This is a genomic window from Streptomyces sp. NPDC107562 (assembly GCF_055657325.1).
In genome coordinates, this window is the sequence record NZ_JBVKBE010000006.1 from 1 (window position 1) to 22,436 (window position 22,436).

The following is a 22,436-nucleotide window of genomic DNA, read 5'->3' on the forward strand; positions in this document are numbered from 1 at the left end:
GCCACCTCTACACCGAAATCCTCGGCACCCCCCACACCACCATCGACGACAACTTCTTCGACCACGGAGGCCACTCCCTCCTCGCCACCCGCCTCGCCTATCGCATCCGCGAAGTACTCGGCGTCCGGATCGAGGTTCGTACGGTCTTCGCCGCCCCGACCGTCGCCCAACTGGCGGAGGCGCTCGCCGACAGCGAGGCTGAGGCCGGCACAGGCCTGGTGCTGACGTTCCGAGCATCGGGCGAGCGGCCGCCAGTTTTCATGATCCCGGCGGTGAACGGACTCGGCTGGAACTACGCGTCGCTGACCGCCCATCTCCCCCAGGACCGACCGGTGTTCGCGCTGCAGGATCCGCGGCTGGTGACCGGCGGCGTGAAGCCGATGAGCGTACGAGAACTCGCGGCCGCCCACACGGAGCAGATTCGTGCCCTGCGACCGTCCGGGCCATATGTGCTGCTCGGCTGGTCGTTCGGCGGCACGGTGGCGCAGCAGGTCGCGGTCGATCTGGCCGCCACCGGGCAGGACGTCGAATTGCTCGTTCTGTTCGACTCGTACTACGGCCCCGGCGAGGGAGATCCGCGGGTAGCCGAGCGCGACATGCTGACCGCGGCCCTCGACGGTGTCCCGCCGCTCGACGAGCCGGAGGGCGAGCCGCTGCCCGCGGGTGCGACCAAGAAGCTGCTGCAGGAGGCCGGCAGCGCACTCGGCGCACTCGACGAGCAGACCATCAGCCGGATCGTCGTGGTCGCCCGGGAGAACGGCCGGGCCATGGCGGCACACACGCCCGACACGTTCGACGGACCAGTGCTCTTCCTCAACGCCGTCGTCGGCACCACCCCCACAGGTGACCCGACGACCCCGGCGTCCACCGGATGGGTGCCGCTGCTGACCGGTGATCTCACGACGCACGACAGTCAGTTCAGACATGCGGAACTCATACAGACCAATTCTCTGCAGGTGATCGGACCGATGCTCCGCAGGACACTCTCGCCCGGAACGGAAGGGATGAACGCATGACGCTCGAAATGGCGCTGGAGCATCCGGGGATCTTGGGAACGCGCCCGCGGGCTGCCGACAGCGACGTCGGGGCACCCCGGATCGTAGGAGTCGGCACCTCGGTGCCCGAGGAAGCGTATTCGCAGACCGATCTGCTCGACCTCTTCGAGATCAAGGACAGGAAGATCAGGTCTGCGTTCCTCAACGGCACGATCGAGAGGCGCTTCCTGACACTGCCGCCCGTCGACAGCGACGGCCGGCCGATCATCGAGTCCCAGGGCCAGTTGCTCGCCAAACACAAGGCCCAGGGGCTCGACATGGGGGCGCGGTCGATCACCACCTGCCTCAAGGACGCCGGCGCCGACCTGTCCGACGTCCGCTACCTGTGCTGCGTGACGTCGACCGGGTTCCTGACACCAGGATTCAGCGCGCTGCTGATCAAGGAACTCGGCATCGACCCTCACTGCAGCCGCGTCGATGTGGTCGGCATGGGCTGCAACGCCGGGTTGAACGCGCTCAACGCCGTCGCGGCCTGGGCGAGGGCCAACCCTGGCGAACTCGCGGTGATGGCGTGCATCGAGGCGTGCTCGGCGGCATATGCGTTTGACGGCACCATGCGGACGTCGGTCGTGAACAGTCTGTTCGGCGACGGCTCCGCCGCACTGGCGCTGCGTTCCGGCGTCGCGCCGGAGTCTCCCGAGGGCGCCGTAACGGCGCCGGGCCAGGGCCCGCGCGTCCTCAAGTTCGCCAGTTGCATCGTCCCGGAGGCGGTGGACGCGATGCGCTACGACTGGGACTCCGAGCAGACCCGGTTCAGCTTCTTCCTGGATCGTGATGTGCCGTACGTCGTCGGCGCGCACGCGGAGATCGCCGTGGGCCGGCTACTGGCCGGGACCGGGCTGCGGCGCAGCGACATCGGGCACTGGCTGGTGCACTCGGGCGGCAAGAAGGTCATCGACTCGGTGATGGTCAACCTAGGCCTCACTCGTCACGACGTGCGCCACACGACGGGAGTGCTCCGGGACTACGGCAACCTCTCCAGCGGCTCCTTCGCCTTCTCGTACGAGCGGCTGATCGAGGAAGGCGTCGCCCTGGCGGGTGAGTACGGCGTGATGATGACGATGGGCCCCGGATCCACCCTGGAAACGGCTCTTGTGCGCTGGTGACGAGCGGAAATCATGCCGCTGGAACCTTGAACGACGAGAAAGGCTGAACGAAATGAGCGCTGGTCAGATGATCACGGGCCCCGAGGACGGGACCGTCGTCGCCGTCGACGGCACGCGGCCCGTGTCGTACGCCTTGGTCAAGGAGCTGGGCGAGTTCTGCGACCTCATCGAGGAGCATGCCGAGAACGAGTCCGCTACCACGCCCGCGGTCCTGTGGGTGTCCGGGACGCCGTCCGAGCCGCATCTGGGCGACGGCGACATCCACCTGGTCGGAAAGTGGGAGCAGGTGCTGCGCCGGCTGGAGCGGATCGCCGTCCCGACCATCGCGGTCGCGGATGGGGACTGTGGTGGAGCGGCATTCGACGTACTGCTGACCACCGACTACCGGCTGGCGACCAGCACTGCGCGGCTACTGCCCGCGGCGGGCGCGGACGTTCCGTGGCCAGGGATGAGCCTGTACCGGTTGGCCACCCAGACGGGACTGGCGCCGGTCCGGCAGGCAATCCTCTTCGGGCGGCCGATCACGGCGGCCGAGGCTCTCGCCCTGCATCTCTTCGACGAGGTCGTGGACGACGCGACGACGGGTACGGCCGAAGCGGTGGAGTCCGTCGCCGCGTCGGCACGACACGATGTCGCGATACGGCGACGGCTGATGCTCGAATCGTCGACGTCGACGTTCGAGGACGCCCTTGGGCGCCATCTCTCGGCCTGCGACCGGGAGCTGCGCCGCACCCGGAAGGGCGAATGAGATGACACCGGTGTCCGTCGCCCAGGACCCGGAGGAGTCGCTGCTCCGCCTACTACGCCTCGTCGGCGGGGAACTACCCGTCGCACGGGAGGCGCTGCGCAATGCGGCCTTCGACGTCGAGGAACTCCTCGCGGGTATGCCCGCACGGCCCGACCGCTCCCCCGAACAGGAGCGGACGGCCACCCAGGCCAAGCAGCGTGTACGCGCCCTGCGCAGCCGCTTCATGTCACAGCACGCGGACGCGGTGTACGACACACTGACCGAGGGCCGGACTCTGCCATTGCGGCTGGCCGAACTGGCCGATTCCGCGGCCGGCGCGTTTCCCGGCCTGGTACCGCACTGGGAACGACTCGCCGAGGAACGGCGACGCGCCCAGGCGGCGAAGGAGGGCCACGAGATGGACCAGGGCATCTTCTTCGGACGTCTTCTCAGCTCGCCGACGGCCGGCACACACCTGATGGAGAGCATGCTCCGGCCGACGAGACGCGCTGAGCTCCTGCTGCCGGAGTTCCTGCGCACGGGCCTGCTGGAACTACCGTCCGTGCGTCTCGAACGGCGGGACGGCGCCGCGCATCTGACGATGTGCCGCGACGACTGCCTGAACGCCGAAGACGACCGCCAGGTCGACGACATGGAGACGGCGGTCGACCTGGCGCTGCTCGATCCAGGGGTACGGGTCGGGGTACTGCGGGGTGGCCCGATGACACATCCCCGGTATCTGGGGCGGCGCGTGTTCAGTGCCGGGATCAACCTGAAGAGCCTGCACGCAGGACAGATCTCCCTCGTCGACTTCCTTCTGAGGCGCGAACTCGGCTACATCAGCAAGCTGATCCGTGGGGTGCTGGTCGACCACGACGTGTGGTGGCAAGGGCCGACGGTGCAGAAGCCGTGGGTGGCGGCCGTCGACACGTTCGCGATCGGCGGGGGCGCCCAGCTGCTGCTCGCCTTCGACCGGGTGGTCGCGGCGGCCGATTCCTACTTCAGCCTGCCCGCCGCGCAGGAGGGCATCGTCCCGGGCGCGGCCAATTTCCGGCTCGGCCGGTTCGCCGGGGAGCGGTTGTCGCGGCAGGTCGTCCTGTGGGGACGGCGGATCTGGGCGCACGAGCCGGAGGCGCGACTGCTCTTCGACGACGTGGTCGATCCCGGGCGGATGGATGCAACGATCGAGGAGAGTGTCGTGCGGCTGGACAATCCGGCGGTGGTGACGAACCGTCGGATGCTGGGTCTGGCGCAGGAGCCGTCCGAGGCGTTCCGGGTGTACATGGCCGAGTTCGCGTTGCAGCAGAGCCGTCGGCTGTACAGCGAAGACGTCATCGACAAGGTCGGCAGGTTCACCGCCACCGGTACCGCTTCGCCTGCAGGCGCTTCCGTCTGAGCACTACAGTCCGAGGCTGTGTCGGCGCGGGTGACCGCACCGACACAGCCTCGGACTGTTCTCCTGATCGGCCCACGGACACACGTCCTGGCCATCTCCCTCGCCCCCGCGTCTCACCGAGGGTCACGGGACCACCGATCGGCTGCGGTTCAGCTTGTTCTCTATGGTCCGAGTAGGTGTCGTTCGATGATGCTCTCGCGTCGTTTCACGGTCTTGCCCACGTCGTGGCGGGTGGCGGGCCGCCGGTTCTTCGAGTCAAGTGCCCTGCCAGGTCAGGGAGGCACGTTGACCGAGGCCCCCACAGCCGATCGCTATAGGGGCCTCATCTGCAAGCTGCTCGCAAAGAACCTTGGCGATGAACTTCATCCCCAGCGCCGCGTACTACTCAAGGGCGCTGATGCACCTCGCCTTCTGCGCTGGGTTCGCCGGGGCGCGGGTGGTACACGGCGCGTCCGCCCGGCCACCGCCCGAGGCCGGTGACCAGGGACATGCCGCCGTCGACTTCTTCGGCTTACCATCCGTGGATGTCCAGGAGCAGGCCGCCCAAGGGCCCGCCGGCCAGTTCGGCGTAGGTCCGGTGCGGGAGCGGGCCGGGGTTGGGTTCGTCGCGGCCATCGTCGACCGCCTCACCTTCAACGGCACCATCATCGAGACTGGCACCGACTCCCAATTCGGCGTGCTGCGCTGTGACCAGCGGCCCGGCGATCTGGCCGACGGCAACGGGGTGCACCGTACCACCGTCACCCGGTGGGTGCGCGAGGTCGTCGGCCTGCTGGCCGCCCACGCCCCGCGCCTGGACCGGGCGCTGAAGAAGATCGCCCGAACGGGTGGCGGGGTGGTGCTGCTGGACGGCTCGGTGATACGCACCAGGCGGCGCGCCGGGGCCGAGAACCGCAAGAACTACTCGGGCAAGAACAAATGCCATGGCCTGCTCGTGATCGCGCTCACCGACGACCGGGGCCGGCTGCTGTGGGTCTCCGCCGCCCGGCCCGGGCAGACCTCGGAGATCACCGCCTGCCGTCACGACAAGCTCACCGCTCATCTCCGCGCGGCCGGCCTCGGAGCCATCGCCGACCTGGGATTTGTCGGCGTCGACGACAGCGGCCCGGACGCCGACCTGGCAGTGATCACCGGTTACAAGGCCGCCCGGAATCGGCCCCTCACCCGTGGCCAGAAGCGGTCCAACAAGGCACTGGCCGCAGTGCGCGCCCCGGTCGAGCACGGCTTCGCGCACCTGAAGAACTGGCGCGTCCTGGGCAAGGTCCGCACGGATCCGAGGTGGGCGACCGCGCTGGCGCGGGCCCTGCTGGGCTTCAGGAACAAGGAAGTTGCCCGATGACCGACGATTGTGTCGCTGGACTACCGCCCCGGACCTGGCCGAGCGTCCCGACGCCTACGCACACCAGCTCACCTGACGTGCAGTTTTCACGATGCACACTACTCACTGGGGCACCTTCAACCGCGTCCGTGGCGGCGTCCCCGACGCCCTGAGGGTGCGGCCGAGACGAGCAGGGGCGACATCGAGCTCACGGATGAGCCGTGACGTCGATCGGGGCCGACCTTGCCGAGGTCGCGCGGACACTGGAGCGTCTGCCACCCTGGCCATCCCGTACCGCCGCGGACACGGCCAGACCGGACTGCCGGCCGGGAAGGGGAGCTGGACTGGTCGCGGTGCGCGATCGACTCGGTGAACATGCGGGCCCTGAAACGGGGACCTGACAGGTCCGAAGCCTGTCGACCGGGGCAAGAAGGGCTCGAAATCAACGGAGCGAAGCCCCGGACTGCTCCGGGGCTTCGCTTGGTGTCACTGCGGTCAGGCCGCAGCGCATTGTCGTCGCGGGTCAGTCGGGAATGCTGGCCCAGTCGGCGGGTCCGGCGAACTCCCCGCCGTCCCCGAGGAGATCGACGCCGGTGACGAAACCTGATGCGTCACTGGCGAGGAAGAGGACGAGCTCGGCGACTTCTTCCGGCTTTCCGGTCCGCTGCAGAGCGACGTGCTTCACCTCGAACTGGGCGCCCTCGGTCATCGGTGTGTTGATCTGCCCCGGATGGACGGCGTTCACGCGAATGCCGTGGGGGCCGAGTTCGAGCGCTGCCGCCCTCGTCAGACCGCGGACCGCCCACTTGCTGGCGACGTAGCCGGACATCAGCGGGAGAGCCTTCATCCCGCCGAGGGAACCGAAGTTGATGATCGACCCACGACCAGCTCGGCGCATCGCCGGTTCGACGGCCTGTATGCCGTTGAAGGCACCTATGAGGTTAACCTCCAGGACTCGGCGCAGCCGGGGCAGGTCCCACTCCGCCAGGGGGCCGACGTCTGCGATGCCCGCGTTGTTCACGAGGACGTCGACAGTCCCGAAGGCGGTTTCGACGGCGCGCACAGCCTCGGCCCAGGACGCGGGGTCCGTGACGTCCAGCTTGACGAACATCGCGTTCGGCCCCAGCCTGTCTGCCAGGGCTTGTCCATCGGCCTCCTTGACGTCGGCCACGGCTACCTTGGCGCCTTCTTTGACGAGGAGCTCGGCGCTTGCGGCACCCATGCCCTGGGCAGCCCCCGTGACGATGGCGACCTTGCCTGATACTCGATCCATCGTGCTTGTCCTTTCAGTCCTCTTGTTGTCGATTTCGGGCGAGCGTTTTACACGGCCTGCTCGGGCTGCAGGGCGGGGCCCAACTGCATGCCGCCGTCGACGACGTACTCCGCACCAGTCGTGAACGAGGAATGGCTCGAGGCGAGGAACAGCACGACGCGGCTGACCTCTTCGGGCTGGGCAAGCCTCGGGATGGCGACTGCTCCCGCCAGGTTGCCCTCCCCGCCGCCCAACTCCGTGGCCATCGAGGCGGCCAGGCTGGTGTCCACCGTGCCCGGGTGGACGGAGTTGACGCGGATGTTGTCCCGGCCGAGTTCGAGCGCGGCCACCTTGGTGAGGCCGGTCACGGCGTGCTTGCTCGCGGTGTAGGCGGCAAGGGCGGGCGCGACCCCGCCGGTCAGGCCGGCAACGGACGAGATGTTGACGATGGTTCCTCCGCCGGCGCGCCGCATGGACGGGGTGACGGCTCGAATCCCGAGGTACTGCCCGGTCAGGTTGATCTCGACGACCCGGCGCCATACCTCCGGCTCGGTGTCCTCGATCGTGCCGTACTGCAGGATGCCGGCGTTGTTGATCAGGACGGAAACCGGTCCGAAGGTCTCCTCGGCCTTGGTGACCGCGGCTGCCCAGTCGTCGGCGCGGGTGATGTCGAGGCGGACGAAGAGGGCGCGCTCTCCCAGCTCACGGGCAAGCGCCTTGCCCTGCTCCTCGAGGATGTCCGCGATGACCACCGACGCGCCCTGCTCCAGGAAGGCCCGAGCGTGGCTGGCTCCCATGCCGCCGGAAGCGCCGGTGATGATCGCGGTCTGATTGTCGAAGTGTCCCATGACTGGACTCCAATGTTTGCGTTGGTCGGATAGCTTGTGTAGTACAAACTATCTGTTCAATGCTTAGCATTGGCCGTGCATGAAGTCAAACGGCTATAGTGGGCCCATGGGACAGCGGAGTGAGCAGCAGAACGTGCACCAGTCGGCGATCCTCCTCGACCACCTCGCGCGCCGTATGCGGGTGCGCTCGGAGGCTGAACTCGTTCCATTCGGTCTGCGAGTCCGCCATCTCATCGCGCTGACGCTGCTGCGTGAGCAGGGGGACTCGCCCCAGCAGACACTCGCCGCGGCTCTGGAGCGCGACGGCACCAACGTCGTCGGACTGCTCAACGAGCTGGAGGCCGAGAAGCTGGTGAAGCGCGTGCGCTCGCCTCAGGACCGGCGCCGGCATGTCGTCCGGCTCACGATCGCCGGAGCTCGGCGGCTTGCCGAGGCCGAGGCCGTACTCAAGGGTGTCGAGAAGGAGGTGTTCGCCGCCCTTGACGCCGATCAGCGCGAGACCCTCTACCACCTGCTCAGGCGGGCAGTGGGCCACGACGTACCCGGCGTGAGCGACGGAGACTGAGCTTGCCGTGGCGCCTCGGGGCCGCGCTGAGCGCCCTCCTGCTCAGCTACAACGCCGGCGCGTGGGACTTGGTGAAGCGGTGCCCCAGGGGACGACGCTCTGGCGCGGTGCGTGCTGCGACGACGGCAGTTGTTGTTCCGGGGCCGCGCACCGTAGGACCGGGCCTCATTGAGAGGTGCGCAAGCTGAAGTTGCTGGTCACGGGGCTGGTGTGCGTGGGCATCGGGATGCTCTTGTTGGTCGCTGGCAGGCGACTTTGGTGAAGATCGTCGGCCATCGGGAGACTTCGCGGTTCGTGAGGGCCAGCAAGGCCCGGACCAGGGCGGTCGCCCAGGCGGGGTTGATGCGTACCTTGCCGAGGACGCGCCAGTTCTTGAGGGGGGCGAAGCCGTGCTCGACGGGTGCCCGGACGGCCGCCAGTGCCGTGTTGGACAGCTTCTGGCCTCGTGTCAGGGGCCGGTTCCGGGCGGCCTTGTAGCCCGTGATCACCGCCGGGTCGGCGTCGGGGCCGGCGTCGTCGAGGCCGACGAATCCCAGGTCGGCGATGGCGCCGAGCCCGGCTTCCCGCAGTTTCTGGGTGAGCTTGTCGTGCCGGCAGGCGGTGATCTCCGAGGTGCGCCCGGGGCGGGCCGCCGAGATCCACAGCAGTCGGCCCCGGTCGTCGGTGAGGGCGATCACGAGCAGGCCGTGGCATTTGTTCTTGCCGGAGTAGTTCTTCCGGTTTTCCTTCCCGGTCCTGCGCCGGGTCCGGATCACCGATCCGTCCAGCAGTACGATGCCGCCGCCCCATTCGGGCGATCTTCTTCAGGGCCCGGTCCAGGCGTGGGGCGCGGGCGGCGAGCAGGCCGACGACCTCCCTCACCCATCGGGTCACGGTGGTGCGGTGTACTCCGTTGCCGCCGGCCAGGTCGCCCGGCCGCTGGTCACAGCGCAGCACCGCGAGCACGATGGTGGCGATCCTCCCCGCGGGAGGGGCCCGCCACCGCGAGCCGATCTTCTTCAGGTGGCTGCGTATCAGGTCGGCGAGATGATTCAGGGTGGCACTCGACAGCGGCAGGCGGGCGGTGTCGACAAGGCCGTCAGGGCCCCCGACGGGATGGTTGTTTTTCTTCAAACCAAACTCAACTTCCGCCGGGGGCCCGTAAGTTACGGGCGCACCGCTCGTGACTACGGACGTGCCGTGAACCGACCGTCGCCCCGCTTGTGCAGCCAGCCGCGGTCGGCGAGCTTGGTCATCTTCGCTCGCAGAGGTTCCAGCTTGCCGCGCACCGGGGCGTGCAGGCCCAGCCGCTCGCCGACTGCCCTGACCTGCACCGGGCCGTCGGCCTCCCGCACGATTGACAGGATCTTGCGGTAGTCGCCGGGCAGCGCGCCCTCATCGGCCGCGTCGCTGCGGTGCGGGGTGAGCAGGATGGCCCGCCCGGCCACCTTCGCCGATACCGGAGCGACAGCCTCGGCATCGGACTGGACCTGCTCGGCCAGGCGATTCAACACCCGCTCCGCGATCACCAGTTCGTCCCGCTCGACCTGGACCCCTGAAGTTGCTTGGCCAACTCCTCGGCTAGTGACCTGAGTCGGAGATTTATCGTTGGTTCGGTATGAGTCGTCCGGGTCCGAAGATTCCGCCGTTGTCGTTGACCGATGCCCAGCGGGCCGTGCTGGAGGGATGGGTGCGGCGGCGTTCGACGGCCCAGGCGTTGGCCTTACGGTCGCGGATCGTGCTGGAGTGCGCCGACGGGCACTCGATCATGGAGGTGTCACGCCGACTGCGGGTCACTGCGGACACAGTCCGCACCTGGCGGCGGCGCTTCCTCGAACGCGGCCTGGACGGCCTGTGTGACGAGCCCCGGCCCGGCGTCCCCCGGAAGATCACCGACGCCGACGTCGAGCGTGTCATCGTCAAGACACTTGAGGAGAAGCCGAAGAACGCCACCCACTGGTCGACCAGGTCCATGGCGGCGGCCACCGGCATGTCGCAGTCGGCGATCTCGCGGATCTGGCGGGCGTTCGCACTGGCCCCGCACCGCTCGCAGACGTTCAAGCTGTCCACCGACCCTTTGTTCATCGACAAGGTCCGAGACGTCGTCGGCCTCTACCTCGATCCGCCGGAGAAGGCCCTGGTCCTGTGTGTGGACGAGAAATCCCAGATCCAGGCACTCGACCGGTCCCAGCCCGTGCTGCCGATGGTTCCCGGCGTTCCCGAACGCCGCAGCCACGACTACGTCCGCGCCGGCACCACCACCCTGTTCGCCGCACTGGAAGTCGCCACCGGCAAGGTGATCGGCTCCCTCCACCGACGGCACCGGGCCGTGGAGTTCAAGAAGTTCCTCACCAAGCTCGACAAGGAAGTTCCTGCCGACCTCGAGGTGCACCTGATCCTGGACAACTACGTCACCCACAAGACGCCTGCCATCAAGCAGTGGCTGCTGGCGCACCCGCGCTTCCACTTGCACTTCACCCCGACGAGTTCGTCCTGGCTGAACCTGGTGGAGCGGTGGTTCGCCGAGCTGACCCAGAAGAAGCTCAAGCGCGGCGTCCACCGCTCCGTCCAGGCCCTCGAACACGACATCCGCAGCTGGCTCGCCGACTGGAACGACAACCCACGTCCGTTCGTCTGGACGAAGACCGCCGACGGGATCCTCGACAAAGTCGCCGCCTACTGCCGACGAATCTCTGACTCAGGTCACTAGGGCGTCCAGTGTGCTCCGGCGGGCGGTGATCCACTGCCGCTCCTGCATCCCCGCGCCCTCCCATGCTCTCACGGTGTGCCGACCTGCTGACGGATCGTAGGCGGGGGCCGGTCGCGGGCGCAGCCGAACCCGGCATCCCGCCGAAGCCGGACCTGATCGACGATCTACGCCATGGTCATCGGCCGCCGACCGGCACGAGTACCCAACTCGCCATTCACACCAGACCCGTGACCTGCGACTTCACGATGCACACCGCTCACTGGGGCACGGCGGGTACCAGCGCGCCTCGACCGGCGGTGGGGCGCCGGTCGAGGCTGCGGCGGGGCCGGGGCTCTGGCGCGTGACGGCGACTGCGTCACCGCGCCGTCGGACAGGACGGTGTCGTGATGGTCGAGCTGCTCAGATAGGCGCCGTTGCGACGCCAGGTCCTTGCGGGTCCCCGATTATTGGGCTGTCGGGGACCGACGAGTAGACCTGCGTGCGAACCCGGCGGACGATGCGCAGGTCCCCGAAATGCTAGTAGTTGTTGATGAATCCCCCAAGTATCAGTGAAACTGTCTTGAATTTCTCAGCGTAGTTGGTGAAATTACCCGACGTGTTGAGTGTCCTCCCGACGTGCATTCCCAGGATGTGAGCTTGTCCGTCGGACTTGTTGTGGAGAAAAACAGGACCGCCGGAGTCGCCACCGTTAGCCATGTTTGTGCCGTCCTTGCGAGCGTGTGCGAGCATATCGTCGTTGCAGCCGTTCTTCGAGCAGAATGTGGCCGAGTAGCTGATAACCTCACCCTGACACTGTTCGTACTGCGTGGATGCGCCGCTGATGCAGACGCCAGTCTGGCCCGGGAATCCTGTCGGCTCGCTACCCGCTCCCGTGACCCGTTCGCGGAATTTCGGAACGGTGTAGATGTACATTTCGTACTGTTCGCCGCAGTTTCCGCACTCCAGCTTCTCGATGTCGAAGTCCGGCTGGGGCGCACGCCAGCTGATGACTCCCTGGCCTCGCGGATTCAACTTAGCGGAGCCATAAGTTTGAGTGCCAGGCGCGAAGCAGTGTCCGGCCGTTGCGCTGAATGTCCTGCTCGGATTACCTAGTGTGCGCAGCGAGAATGCGCTGGTGCACAGTGAGCCTCCCCCAGTCAACGACGCCCCACCCCAGTGCGGGCTGTAGTCATTGTTCCGGTCGTAACCATGATCCTCCTTGTAGGCAGAAATGGCTTCGGTGACGATCGAGGAGTGCGCCTTCCTCAGGGCGGAGATGGTCGCTTCAGGTGCGTTTGTCTGCACGATCACCGCGTCCCGCTTCGCGTCGTAGAAGATTCCGAAATCTTGATCGGTGTTCTTCTTCGCGTGCTGAACCACGGTGGTGATGGAGTCGTCGACCTCCGCCTGCGTCCAGGCGCTTTCCTTGACCTTCACCTTCGCTTCCGAGGGGAGGGTGGCGGTCTTCTTCAGTGCCGCAGATGACCGGGGGAGGGTGACCGTGTGAGTGTTTGTGCGCGAGTCGAAGTCGACCCCCAGGGCCTTGTTCTCAAAGGCCCAATTCTTCATCAACTGCCCAGTGCTCTTCTTCTTTCCCTTGACAGCGAAGATCTTGTCGTACTCGTATTCAATTTCCCTGTACATTCTACGGGCGTCGGCGGTTCCAGACTTCTTGCTGGCTTCGATCAACTTGGCCTGGAGCGCCCTGAACTTCTCGATCTGCTCAGGGCTGAGGCCCCTCTGCTTAACTTCTTCTGTCTCTGCCTTTGCCTTCTGGGTTGCAGTCACCGCCTCGGGGGTTGCGGCAAACGAATTTGCAGAAACGGCGAGCATCGCTACTGAAGCGACGCCGGCCGCAGCCATTCCGAACCGTCGAGATATGAACCTACGTGACATGGGCGTATTTCGGCTTCCGTCTGCTTGGTGAATGGGAAGGCCAGATATCGACCTAGAGTCGAGCTCTTGTCGGGTTGAAAGAATCCGCACGCTGAGCCCTTCTGTCGGGCTTCTTGGACCGATGACGCGGAGGCGCGCAAACGACCCAAGCAACCTCGAACGCGTGCAGATTACACGGTCTTTATTGATCGCAAACGGCTTGCCGCTGTGACGTGCACCTCCTCCCCTGGCGGATATCTCTGTCCCCTATTCCTGCGGATTTGACCGTATGGACTCCCACCCTAGGGAGGCGTACATATGCAATTGAGTGCTGGGCAAGATTCGCTCGACGCTTCGCTATTGGCGGTAGCGTCCGGCACTTCGCTGGCCCTGCTTTGTCGCACCTGGGAGTCGGTCCTGCAGCGGCCTGGTGAGGTGACGTTTGCCGTTGGTGTGGCGCTCGCGGAGCTGGTGCCGATGCAGCCGACCGGCCGCGGTGGTGGTACGAGGTCAAGATGGATGGCGATCGGAGGGTGCTGTGGCATATGGCAACGCAATACGCCTACAAGACCGGTCCGGCCGGAACGTCACGCCGCCGTGGATGGAACTGGGGCTGGCTGAGATGGAGTTGCTGCCGGGCGTCGTACTCGACGGGTAGGGGGCCTGCCGGTCGACGGCCGTTTCTCGTTCAGGCGGCTCAGTCCCGGGCGGCGTCGACTCCCGCCCGTGCACGGGACATGCCCGAACGGGATCCGGCGCTGCTGATCGTGTGGGTGACAGGCCTGGGAAACCTGCCCTTGCACTGCACCGTACGGAGCCCGGTTTGGCTGGAGATCGTCCAGATCGCACTCGACCTGCTTGGCCTGGACGCCCATGCTCGCCCTGACCGGTAAGGCGTGGCTCTGGGAACCACGCCAACTGCGGTTCCACCTCTGCAGCCACCCAGCTCGTCACCACAGGCCGCGGCGGAATCGGTTGTGTCCCTTGGCGTGGTGTAGCTCCACTGAACCAACCAGAGAGCCGCCCGTCTATGACCCTCGGCGGGCGGCCTCGAGGTCGGTGCCGGTCTGGGGTCTCAAAGGCGTTGGCAGATCCTGCGCGCCTGGACGTGTTCAAGCCGTAGCGTGGCATGGCGAATGCCCGACGCTTCGCCCGGAACGGCAACTTGACGCGATGCCGTTGACTCTGGGCCGGGCTCCCTGTCTTCAATGATTGAGGGGTCCTTCCAGTGAGCGGTTGCTGCACGCAGGGCCGTGTGATGCCGTATCCACCCGTCATGCGGGAGCGCTTGAGGCCTTGTTTGCCGCGGTCGACCGGGGATGGTCCGGCGGCTTCGCCTCCGCCGGGTGCCTCGGTGATGGAGCCGTCGACGCCGGATCTGGTCAAGCACGAGGCCGACGATGCGATCGTAGGACTCAAGGGAGATTTGCTTGAGCCGGCTGAAGGCGCCGTGCCGGATCCACTCGTCGGGGCAGCCGCGGAGGGTGCTGGCCAAGCAAGTCGTGTCGGCGATGCTTCGAACGGCAGCCGAAGCACCGCAGTTGCAGAAGTGGCCTGTTCCGGCGTGACGGCCTGGCGCCGGCTGCGGAACTGGACCGAGCCGGCGTCTGGCCGCGCCTGCATGCCGCCCTGCTGACCGAACTGCACCGCGCCGACCTGCTGGACCTGGACGACTGCTCCGTGGACGGATCACACGTCCGGGCCCTCAATGGGGGGACGTTGTCAGCCCCTCACCCGTCGACCGTGCCCACCCCGGCTCCAAGCACCACCTGATCGTCGACCGCCACGGAACCCCACTCGCCGTGACGCACTGGCGGCAACCGACACGACGTCACCCAGCTCCTGCCCCTGCTCGACGCGATCCCGCCGATTCGGGGAGCTCGGAGGACGCCCTCGCCGCGAACCCCGGTGCCTCTACGCCGACCGGGGCTACGACTTCGACAAGTACCGCCGCCTGCTGTGGAAACGTGGCATCAAACCCGTGATCGCCCGACGGGGCATCGCCCACGGCTCCGGATTGGGCAAGGTCCGCTGGGTGGTCGAGCGCGCGTTCACCTGGCTGCACCAGTTCAAACGGCTCCGCACCCGCTACGAACGTCGCGCGACCTCCACCAGGGGTTACTCGACCTGGCCTGCAGCCTCATATGCCTCCGCCGCCTTCGGACCTCATTCTGAAACGATCAGTAAGGCCGCCCTCTGCAAGGCCAGTTAGCCGCTCGCTCCTTTCCCTCTGGCTTCCCGCAGCCAACACCTGGCTGCGCGTGGAATCTTGGACGGCCTGGACCACATCTCGGGCGTTCCCACTGCAGAGCCGTCGCAGAACACCGGAAGTTCAAGAACAAGCTCAGGAGCTGTGCCGTATCCAGTGCTGGGCGTGGCCGGGGATCTGGGGTATCCAGGTGGCTCCCACGAGAACCACGCACCCGTCGAGGCAACTGGTCACGTGGGCAAACGGCGTTCCCCGATCAACGAAGACGCCGATCCCCCGCAAGGGAGAGCACAGCAGGCCCACGGTGTGGCCGGCATCCCTCGTCGTGACCAATTCGGTCACGACGAAGGGCGCGTTCGAAATCCGCCTGGTCCGATCCGCGTTTACCGGTTGATCGCCTTCATGTGGGTTGGCAGGGCCCGCCACACCCCGGGGGTGTAGAAGTGGCCACCGGGCAGAGCATCGTGCCGATAGGGCCCCAGCGCCAACTCCCGCCACTGGGCAGCTGCGTCCGCTTCGATCACCGTGTCGTCGGCACCGGAGAGGAACTGCAGCGGCATGCTCACCCCCACGGCCCCGTTGTAATGGAACGTGTCCCGCACGGCGATGTCCGCACGCATTATCTCCACCGCCATCTCCAGCAGGTCGGGATCGCCCAGAACGTGCTCGGCGAGCAGTCCGTGCGTGCGCATCCAGGTGAGAAGTTCCTCATCCGTGTCCTGGCACGCCGGGAACATGTCCCGCGGCATGAGACCACGCGCTGGTGCGTTGCACGAGGACACGACCAGGGCGTCCGGGACAGAGGTGCCCTGCGCCTCCAGCCGACTCGCCACGTCGAAGGCCATCCAACCACCCATGCTGTGACCGAACAGGACGTACGGCTGGTCGCCGACCGCCGAGACGACCATGCGGGTGGTGTCCTCCGCCAGCTCGTCCCAGGTCGTGGCGAACTTCTCCAGGAAGCGGCCGTCGCGGCCTGGGTAGCAGACCAGCGCGACGTCAACGTCGGGTGCCGCGGAATCGGCCCACGGGTGATACGACCCGGTGCCACCGCCGCAGAATCCCAGGCAGACCAACGTGGTGGTCGCGCCGTCGAGCTGCTTGGGGCGTATCACGGCGGTGTCCTGCCGTGCCGGGCTCAGTCGATTCGACACTTGCTGTCCTTCCTTACCGGCCGGCTGCCGTTGTCAGGTCGGCGTGCGCCGCCTGGACGAGCTCTGCGAAGTCCCGCAGCCGTGGCTGCCGGTACACATCCCGAATGGACAGTGCGACGCCCAACTCCTTCTTGACGCGGGCCACGACCCGGATGGCCATCAACGAGTGGGCGCCCAGCGCGAAGAAGTCGTCGTCGGCGAACACTCGGTCCTGGCCCAGGATCGTCGCCCATACGCCTGCGACGAGCTCCTCGTACTCGCCTGTCGGGAGCCGTCCGTCCGCTCGCGCGTCACCGGCGTCGGGATAGGGAAGGAGGGAGAGATCAAGCTTTCCGTTGACAGTCAAGGGGAACGCGGCGAGCCGCACGAATCGCGCCGGGACCATGTGGGCCGGAAGAATTGCGGCCACGTGATCGCGCAGCTCGTCGAGATCCGAGTCGCCCACGCAGTAGGCCACCAGGTCGTCCGCCCGCGTGACCACGACGGCGGCACACCCGTCGCTGTATCCGGCGATGGCGGCCTCGATCTCGCCTGGCTCCACCCGGAAGCCGCGCACCTTGACCTGGCGATCGGCCCGCCCGACGAACTCCAGCGTGCCGTCCGTACGCCACCTGGCCTCGTCACCCGTGCGGTACATTCGCCGTCCGTCACCGGCGAACGGGTCCGCGACGAACCGTTCGGCGGTCAGGCCGGGACGGTTCACGTATCCGCGCGCGACCCCAGGACCCGAGACGTACACCTCGCCGGTCACTCCGGCCGGCACATCCGCCAGGCGGTGGTCGAGCACATGTACCTCGACACCGGGCAGCGGCCGCCCGATGTTCGGCTCGGTGCCCTCGATCGGTCCGGCAGTGGAGTCCACCGTGCACTCGGTCGGTCCGTACAGGTTGAACGCTTCCACACGCCCCGCCTGCCTGGCCGCGTCGAGTCGCCGCCACAGGGCGATGGGAACGGCCTCGCCTCCCAGGAACAGGCGCAGTCCCGCGGGTGGCGCCGCCTGCTCCATGGCCTCCCAGTGCGACGGGGTGGCGTCGATGTCGGTGATCGCGTACTCGGTCAGGGCGGCGGTGAACCGGGCGGGATCGCGCCGCTGTTCCTCGTCGAGGACGACGACCGTGTCTCCGCGGCAGACCCTGACCCACTGCTGGACCGAGGCGTCGAACGACATGCTCGCATTCCAGCCGACCACGCGGTGGCCGTCCGGGTAGGCGCCGATCGCCTCAAGTCCGTGCACCAATGACGTCACAGCGCCTCTGGTCGTGACCACGCCCTTGGGCACACCGGTCGAGCCCGAGGTGTAGATGACGTAGGCGGCGTCGGCCGGTGTCACGGGCACGGGTTCGGCGGTGATTCCCGAAGCGAAGGGCGTGATCACCTCGGCACCTGCAAGCCTGTCTGTCAGGTCGTCCGTCGCGACCACCAGACGCAGACCGGAGTCCTGGATCATGAATGCGAGACGCTCACCGGGGTACCGCGGGTCGAGCGGTACGTACGCCGCGCCCGCGCTCCACACGGCGAGCAGTGCGGCGACGAGGTCCACGCCTCGCTCCAGGCACACGCCGACGTGGTCGCCAGGACGCACGCCGCGGGCGCGCAGAGCCCCAGCGAGGTCCGCGACCCGTGCGGCAAGGCCCCCGAACGTGACGGTCACGCCCGCGGACTGCACGGCGGCCCGCTCCGGAGCCGCCGCGGCGGAACACAGGAAGCGCGCCAGCAGATCGTCATCCTGTGCAACAAGGTTCGTGGTCATCTCAGACAAACCTCGCCTCGGCCGGGACGGTCGGCTGGCAGTCCCGCACCGACACCGGATCACCCATGGCGACGACGATGCGACGTTCTCCCCGGAACGACTCTCTGCCGTGAGCGGCGAGGATGTTGTCGACCATCATGACGTCACCCGGCTGCCAGGATCGCCGCATGGTCGCTCCCGCGTACGCGGCGTCGATGGCCGCGAGGTCCTCCTTGGTGACCGGTTCGCCGTCGCCGAAAGACGTGTCGAACGGGAGGCCGTTCGCGCCGAACTCGTCGACGAGTGACTCTCGGATGTCCTCGTCGAGCGACCAGGTGTTCCAGAATGCCATGTGGTTGAACCAGACCTCCTCTCCGGTGCGTGGATGGGTGATCACCCCCGCACGCACCTGGCTGGTGCTCAGGTCGTCGCCGGACCAGCGCGCGGCGATCAAGTTCTCGGCGCAGTACGCCTCTACCTGCTCGCTCCGGTCAGCGGCGAAGGCGGTGCGCCAGTCCAGCGACACGAGGTCGGAGTAGTTACGGCGCAGTGCCCAGCCCGAGGAACGCATACGCTGCACCAGGTGATCGGGTATGTCGCGCAGCACCGCCCGGCAGTCCGCGACTGGGGTCGCGCCGCCTTCCGTGGGCGCGGTGAGACAGCAGAACAGGAGCGTTCCTGGGAAGTCGAGGGTGTAGCTGTTCTCGTTGTGCATCCGAATGGGCTGAGCCGGCGGCAGGTCGGTCGAGGAGAACACGTCATCGCCGAAGCTGTGCCTCGGCGTGGCCTTCTCCCGGTACGGGGTGCGCTGCGGAATGAGCTGGTCCCGGACGGCGCCGAAGTCCTCCACGCCGCGTACCGGGAGGCCGCGCAGGTACAGCGCCCCGTACGAGCGCGTCGCGGCACGAAGGTCGTCGTCCACCGAGCGCAGCCAGTCCAGAGCGTCGGCGAGTGTGGACAGCTCAGGAGTGACAACCATGGGCGGCGCTCCAGCCTCGAGCTGGAGGTCGAGCCGACGATCGAGCTGGTTCCTGGCCCCTTGATCGGAGACGTTTTTCATCTGGCGCCTAACCTTTCCCGTGTGGTGAAACTCGCGTGGGGTGAAAGAGCCGGAACGCTCCAAAAGACGCGTCAACAGCCATCGAAATTCCCGACCGGTTTCCCGGTCGTCTTCACGCAGTTCTTGGACATGCGACTTCTGCCGCAGACAGGTACCAGGGCCGGATCGGGGTATGCGATCGGGCTCAATGCGATATCGAGGATGTGGCAGTTCAGCTCACGGACTGTCTTCGACATCGATGTCCTGCGGCCAGGCGGCATCGCGAAGTACACGACTGGTGAGCCCCAGGGCGACCGCGACCATGAGCACGCCGGTGAAGACCAGCATCGTGGTGCCCACGGAGAATCGAGCGAGAAGGAGCCCGCCGCCAAATACTCCGATCGCGGTTCCGGCACCCAACACCGTCATGAATGCCGAGACAACGCGCCCTCGTTGTTCGTCGAGCACCTGGCGGAAAATCACGATGTCGGAGAGCACCCGCAGGGGCGGTCCGACGAGTCCCAACAGGAAGAGACAGCCGGTCACCCACCAGAGTTGCCTCCCGGACGGAAGGATCCCGACGAGGACGGCGGTGACAGCACCGGTGGCCAGCATCAGCCGACCGGGCGGCAGCAGCCGATGGAGCGGCTCGACGAGAAGCGTGCCGACGAGGCCACCGACGGCCAGCCCGACCATGACCAGACCAACCAGGCCCTCGGAGTGGCCCTGGCCTTGGAGTTGGACGACGATACCGAGGACGAGTGGTGCCTCGGCCAGATTGATGGCAGCCGAGAGAAGGGTGCTGTTGCGTAGTAGCGGCGACTTCCAGAGGATGGTCAGGCCGGCGGCCATCCTGCTCAAGAATGTTTCGCCGACAGACGCGTACGCCCGCCCTCGCCGCTCCGTCGGTGGTACTCGTATGAAAGCGACGCAGCAGAACGAGGCCACGTACGAGAACGCGGTGGCGATCAGCGGAACGACCGCGCTGACGGAGTAGAGCCAAGTACCCACCGGAGGCCCGGTCAACGAGGCCCCGTGCGAGCGGACTTCGTCCTGAGTGAGCGCGGTGGTGAGTTGGTGGGACGGTACCAGCGTACGTACCAGGGCCGTACGGGCGGCGCCACCGACTGGAGCGATTGCACCCATGACCACGGCGACGGCCATCAGATGGCCGAGCGTGAGGGCGTCCAGCCCAACGGCCAGGGCGATGGATCCGGTCGTGACGATCCGGATGCCGTCCCCTACGAGAAGCAGTGTGTGGCGCTCGAAGCGGTCGGCGAGGACACCCCCGGGGAGCCCCAGACAGAGCGTGGAGAGAATTTGCACACCGCCGAAGATGCCCGCCCAGGAGGGTGATCCGGTGGTCACCAGGATCACCAGCGGGTAGACGACGGTGGCCATCTCCGCGCCGAGGAAGGAGAAAACGGAACCCAGCCAGAGTAGTTGGAAGTTCCGGTTGCGCCTCAGGGGCACATCGGCGGCGGTCGGCGAACCGACATCGAGGTCATTCACGGGGCCACTCATTGCGCGCCCCTCGGGCCCCGGCACGTAGCGGCCGTGCCGGAAGCCGACGGCTGTACGCCTCCCGTCAGCCCTAGTTGAGCAGCGAGAAGCCCCGCCTGAAAGCGGGACGTCGCCCCGAGGGCCCTGAGTACCCCGGCAACCCGGCGTCGGTAGGTGCGCAGGGACACCCCGAGCAGGCGGGCGGCAGTCTCATCCTTGCTGCCCGAGCAGAGATGGGCCAGAATCCTGCTCTCGGCCGGATCGAGGGAGATGCGCTGGGTGGCCGGACCAAGGTCGGTGGCCTGCTTCCATAGGCCACCGAGTAGTTGGGCGAACACGCCGGGCATCTCCGTGCCGCGAACGACAAGGTCCTGCGACACGCCGCGCAGTCCGCGCAGCACCATGAGGTCCGAGCCGAGGACGAGCACGTCGGGAAGACCCAGCGAAGTGACCCGTAAGACGGCACCCTCGGCCGAAAGCCTCGACAGCCGCTCCTCCTCGCCCACGCGACACTCGGCACACAGGTGGGACAAAATCTTGAGGTTGGCTCCGACGGCCACTACTTCGGTACGTAGGAATCTCTCGAAACCTTCTTCACCGAATGCGGACCAGTCCCCCGAGACAATCTGGACCGAAACGGTGCGACTAACTTTCCGAGCCGCTGTGAGAGCGTCGCTCAAGATACTCGCAGTTAATTGTGGTGTCGCCGGCGTAAGGAGATCCGGGCGACGGGCACGGTAGGCCAATAACGCCTGTTCCACTATCTGCCGGACATCGTCGACATCTTGTTCCCCGAATCGGGCTATATCGACGTCGCTGGCAGCACGGGTGACTGTGCTATGCAACGAGACCTCGCACCTGGCATCTGAAGAATCACTTGTACACGGACATCGCCCGAAGAAGGCGGCGACGACGCGTGTGCTTCGAACTCGCTCCCCGCGTGCGCAACGCCCGCGATCAGCAAGCGCATTCGAGATCTTGTTCCAGAAACACACTAGTGTCAACCGACCTCGGTGTGAACAACAGGAACCATCACACCACTGCTTACCGCTGTTCAGTGTCAAAGAACGGAGATCAGGACAACGGCCCCAATCAGGAATCCGGACCACTGAACGCGACCACACTCGGCAGACGGGACCAACTCGGGCAAAAGCAGGTGTCGCAGGTCAGTGGATGGCCTCGACGGTACGGCTGATGCCGCGCGTGGAGCAGCCGCTCTCCGAGCGAGGCGAAAGTTCTCGAGCCGGGCGCGGGCGTGGTCGCTGAGGCGCGGTCGCGATTGAACTACGCGCAGCACTCGGGCAGTTCGCCGTGGTGGTGGTAGGGCTGCACGAGGGACGCCTCCGAGGCCCGCGAGGTGAAAGTCCACACACTTCGCCCCACCCGGACACCATGCCGTCGAAGATCCCTGACGCCGAGCCGTGGCCGTTGTAGTGGAAGGCCTTACCGAACATACGGTCGGCGAGGTCCCCGTGGTTCGCATCGATGCCGGGGGCCAGCACGGCGACCTGACACCCTGGCCCGCGCAATCGGCCTTCAACGTCTTCCAACGCCGCCAAGCGGTCGGCGGTCGCCGCCGCAGCCTTCGTCGCCCGATGCGTGACACACGACGGCTCCGGCAGAGAAGAGGCGATCAGTGGCAGTGTGGAGCAGTGTGCTTCGTCCAGGCCGTCCTCGATCAGGCCCCTCACATCGAACAGCCGACGGTCCAGCGCGCCGGCCGACACCAGTGACACGGCGTTCGACGGCCCGATCGTCAGCGTTTTGTCGTCGCCCTCGATCCGTCTCAACGGCATGTGTTCGCGGCCAGGTCCAGGCTCGACCGACACGACGCGCCGCCCTTCGGGCAGCGTTGTCAAGGTCACCCGGTCACCGGTGATCGGCCGCCTCGTGGCGGGCGAACCCCTAAGCACGCCGCCAGGAGCCAACTGCGCCACGGCCACGGTCGGCAGGCCTCCGGCGGCAAGTACCAGCCCTGCCGGTAACGCCGCC

At 66.9% G+C, this 22,436-nt stretch carries 17 protein-coding genes and 5 pseudogenes; 10 read left to right on the forward strand and 12 right to left on the reverse strand.

Features of this window, described 5'->3' with window-relative positions; translation table 11 throughout:
- From ACZ7LV_RS18485 to ACZ7LV_RS18510, 6 genes and pseudogenes are all read left to right on the forward strand, one after another.
- Nucleotides 1-1,016: thioesterase domain-containing protein (locus tag ACZ7LV_RS18485; protein ID WP_471940508.1), on the forward strand; the 1,016-nt coding region annotated here is incomplete at its 5' end.
- Nucleotides 1,017-1,024: 8 nt separating this feature from the next.
- Nucleotides 1,025-2,161, forward strand: a complete 1,137-nt coding sequence (gene dpgA / locus ACZ7LV_RS18490) for a 3,5-dihydroxyphenylacetyl-CoA synthase DpgA (protein ID WP_471940968.1) — start codon at nt 1,025-1,027, stop codon at nt 2,159-2,161.
- A 52-nt stretch (nt 2,162-2,213) separates the two neighbouring features.
- Nucleotides 2,214-2,909 carry an enoyl-CoA-hydratase DpgB gene (dpgB, locus tag ACZ7LV_RS18495; protein ID WP_471940509.1) on the forward strand — a complete coding sequence of 232 codons (696 nt, stop codon included), beginning with the start codon at nt 2,214-2,216 and terminating at the stop codon, nt 2,907-2,909.
- Between the two features lies 1 nt (nt 2,910).
- A complete protein-coding gene (dpgC, locus tag ACZ7LV_RS18500; protein ID WP_471940511.1) occupies nt 2,911-4,284 on the forward strand; it encodes a (3,5-dihydroxyphenyl)acetyl-CoA 1,2-dioxygenase DpgC in 1,374 nt (457 codons plus the stop codon).
- Nucleotides 4,285-4,639: 355 nt separating this feature from the next.
- Nucleotides 4,640-5,623, forward strand: coding sequence for a transposase family protein (locus ACZ7LV_RS18505; RefSeq protein WP_471940512.1), 984 nt, complete (start codon nt 4,640-4,642; stop codon nt 5,621-5,623).
- A gap of 303 nt (nt 5,624-5,926) precedes the next feature.
- Nucleotides 5,927-6,044: pseudogene (locus ACZ7LV_RS18510) on the forward strand (IS5/IS1182 family transposase); the annotation flags it as partial.
- A gap of 81 nt (nt 6,045-6,125) precedes the next feature.
- Here ACZ7LV_RS18510 and ACZ7LV_RS18515 read toward each other — a convergent pair.
- A complete protein-coding gene (locus ACZ7LV_RS18515) occupies nt 6,126-6,875 on the reverse strand; it encodes an SDR family NAD(P)-dependent oxidoreductase (protein WP_471940514.1) in 750 nt (249 codons plus the stop codon).
- Between the two features lie 47 nt (nt 6,876-6,922).
- The gene (locus ACZ7LV_RS18520; RefSeq protein WP_471940515.1) at nt 6,923-7,702 is read right to left on the reverse strand and encodes an SDR family NAD(P)-dependent oxidoreductase; all 780 of its coding nucleotides are present in this window, start codon (nt 7,700-7,702) and stop codon (nt 6,923-6,925) included.
- A gap of 106 nt (nt 7,703-7,808) precedes the next feature.
- On the opposite strand from ACZ7LV_RS18520, the gene ACZ7LV_RS18525 reads away from it, so the two are divergent.
- The gene (locus ACZ7LV_RS18525; RefSeq protein WP_471940517.1) at nt 7,809-8,267 is read left to right on the forward strand and encodes a MarR family winged helix-turn-helix transcriptional regulator; all 459 of its coding nucleotides are present in this window, start codon (nt 7,809-7,811) and stop codon (nt 8,265-8,267) included.
- Nucleotides 8,268-8,542: 275 nt separating this feature from the next.
- On the opposite strand, the pseudogene ACZ7LV_RS18530 reads toward ACZ7LV_RS18525, so the two are convergent.
- Nucleotides 8,543-9,380, reverse strand: a pseudogene (locus ACZ7LV_RS18530) (transposase family protein); the annotation flags it as partial.
- 53 nt (nt 9,381-9,433) lie between these two features.
- Nucleotides 9,434-9,775 carry a hypothetical protein gene (locus tag ACZ7LV_RS18535; RefSeq protein WP_471940518.1) on the reverse strand — a complete coding sequence of 114 codons (342 nt, stop codon included), beginning with the start codon at nt 9,773-9,775 and terminating at the stop codon, nt 9,434-9,436.
- An 89-nt stretch (nt 9,776-9,864) separates the two neighbouring features.
- Between ACZ7LV_RS18535 and ACZ7LV_RS18540 the strand changes: the two genes are divergently transcribed.
- Nucleotides 9,865-10,956, forward strand: coding sequence for an IS630 family transposase (locus ACZ7LV_RS18540; RefSeq protein ID WP_471940520.1), 1,092 nt, complete (start codon nt 9,865-9,867; stop codon nt 10,954-10,956).
- A gap of 516 nt (nt 10,957-11,472) precedes the next feature.
- Here ACZ7LV_RS18540 and ACZ7LV_RS18545 read toward each other — a convergent pair.
- On the reverse strand, nt 11,473-12,831 hold the full coding sequence (locus ACZ7LV_RS18545) for a chymotrypsin family serine protease (RefSeq protein WP_471940521.1): 1,359 nt from the start codon (nt 12,829-12,831) through the stop codon (nt 11,473-11,475).
- A 755-nt stretch (nt 12,832-13,586) separates the two neighbouring features.
- On the opposite strand from ACZ7LV_RS18545, the pseudogene ACZ7LV_RS18550 reads away from it, so the two are divergent.
- Nucleotides 13,587-13,804: pseudogene (locus ACZ7LV_RS18550) on the forward strand (IS1380 family transposase); the annotation flags it as partial.
- A 263-nt stretch (nt 13,805-14,067) separates the two neighbouring features.
- Here the strand turns inward: ACZ7LV_RS18550 and ACZ7LV_RS18555 are convergent.
- Nucleotides 14,068-14,360: pseudogene (locus tag ACZ7LV_RS18555) on the reverse strand (IS5/IS1182 family transposase); the annotation flags it as partial.
- Between ACZ7LV_RS18555 and ACZ7LV_RS18560 the strand changes: the two are divergent.
- A pseudogene (locus tag ACZ7LV_RS18560) lies at nt 14,360-14,985 on the forward strand (IS5 family transposase); the annotation flags it as partial. The pseudogenes ACZ7LV_RS18555 and ACZ7LV_RS18560 overlap by 1 nt on opposite strands.
- A 417-nt stretch (nt 14,986-15,402) precedes the next feature.
- On the opposite strand, the gene ACZ7LV_RS18565 reads toward ACZ7LV_RS18560, so the two are convergent.
- The 6 genes from ACZ7LV_RS18565 to ACZ7LV_RS18590 form a co-directional block, all read right to left on the reverse strand.
- A complete protein-coding gene (locus ACZ7LV_RS18565; protein ID WP_471940523.1) occupies nt 15,403-16,173 on the reverse strand; it encodes a thioesterase II family protein in 771 nt (256 codons plus the stop codon).
- 13 nt (nt 16,174-16,186) lie between these two features.
- On the reverse strand, nt 16,187-17,923 hold the full coding sequence (locus tag ACZ7LV_RS18570) for a non-ribosomal peptide synthetase (RefSeq protein WP_471940525.1): 1,737 nt from the start codon (nt 17,921-17,923) through the stop codon (nt 16,187-16,189).
- A gap of 1 nt (nt 17,924) precedes the next feature.
- Entirely contained in the window at nt 17,925-18,881 is a 957-nt protein-coding gene (locus ACZ7LV_RS18575; protein WP_471940526.1) for a TauD/TfdA family dioxygenase, read from the reverse strand.
- A gap of 297 nt (nt 18,882-19,178) precedes the next feature.
- Nucleotides 19,179-20,453, reverse strand: a complete 1,275-nt coding sequence (locus ACZ7LV_RS18580; RefSeq protein ID WP_471940528.1) for an MFS transporter — start codon at nt 20,451-20,453, stop codon at nt 19,179-19,181.
- An 8-nt stretch (nt 20,454-20,461) separates the two neighbouring features.
- Complete coding sequence (locus tag ACZ7LV_RS18585) at nt 20,462-20,950, reverse strand: helix-turn-helix transcriptional regulator (protein ID WP_471940529.1); 489 nt, start codon at nt 20,948-20,950, stop codon at nt 20,462-20,464.
- A 660-nt stretch (nt 20,951-21,610) separates the two neighbouring features.
- A complete protein-coding gene (locus tag ACZ7LV_RS18590; RefSeq protein ID WP_471940530.1) occupies nt 21,611-22,387 on the reverse strand; it encodes a hypothetical protein in 777 nt (258 codons plus the stop codon).
- Nucleotides 22,388-22,436: the final 49 nt, after the last annotated feature.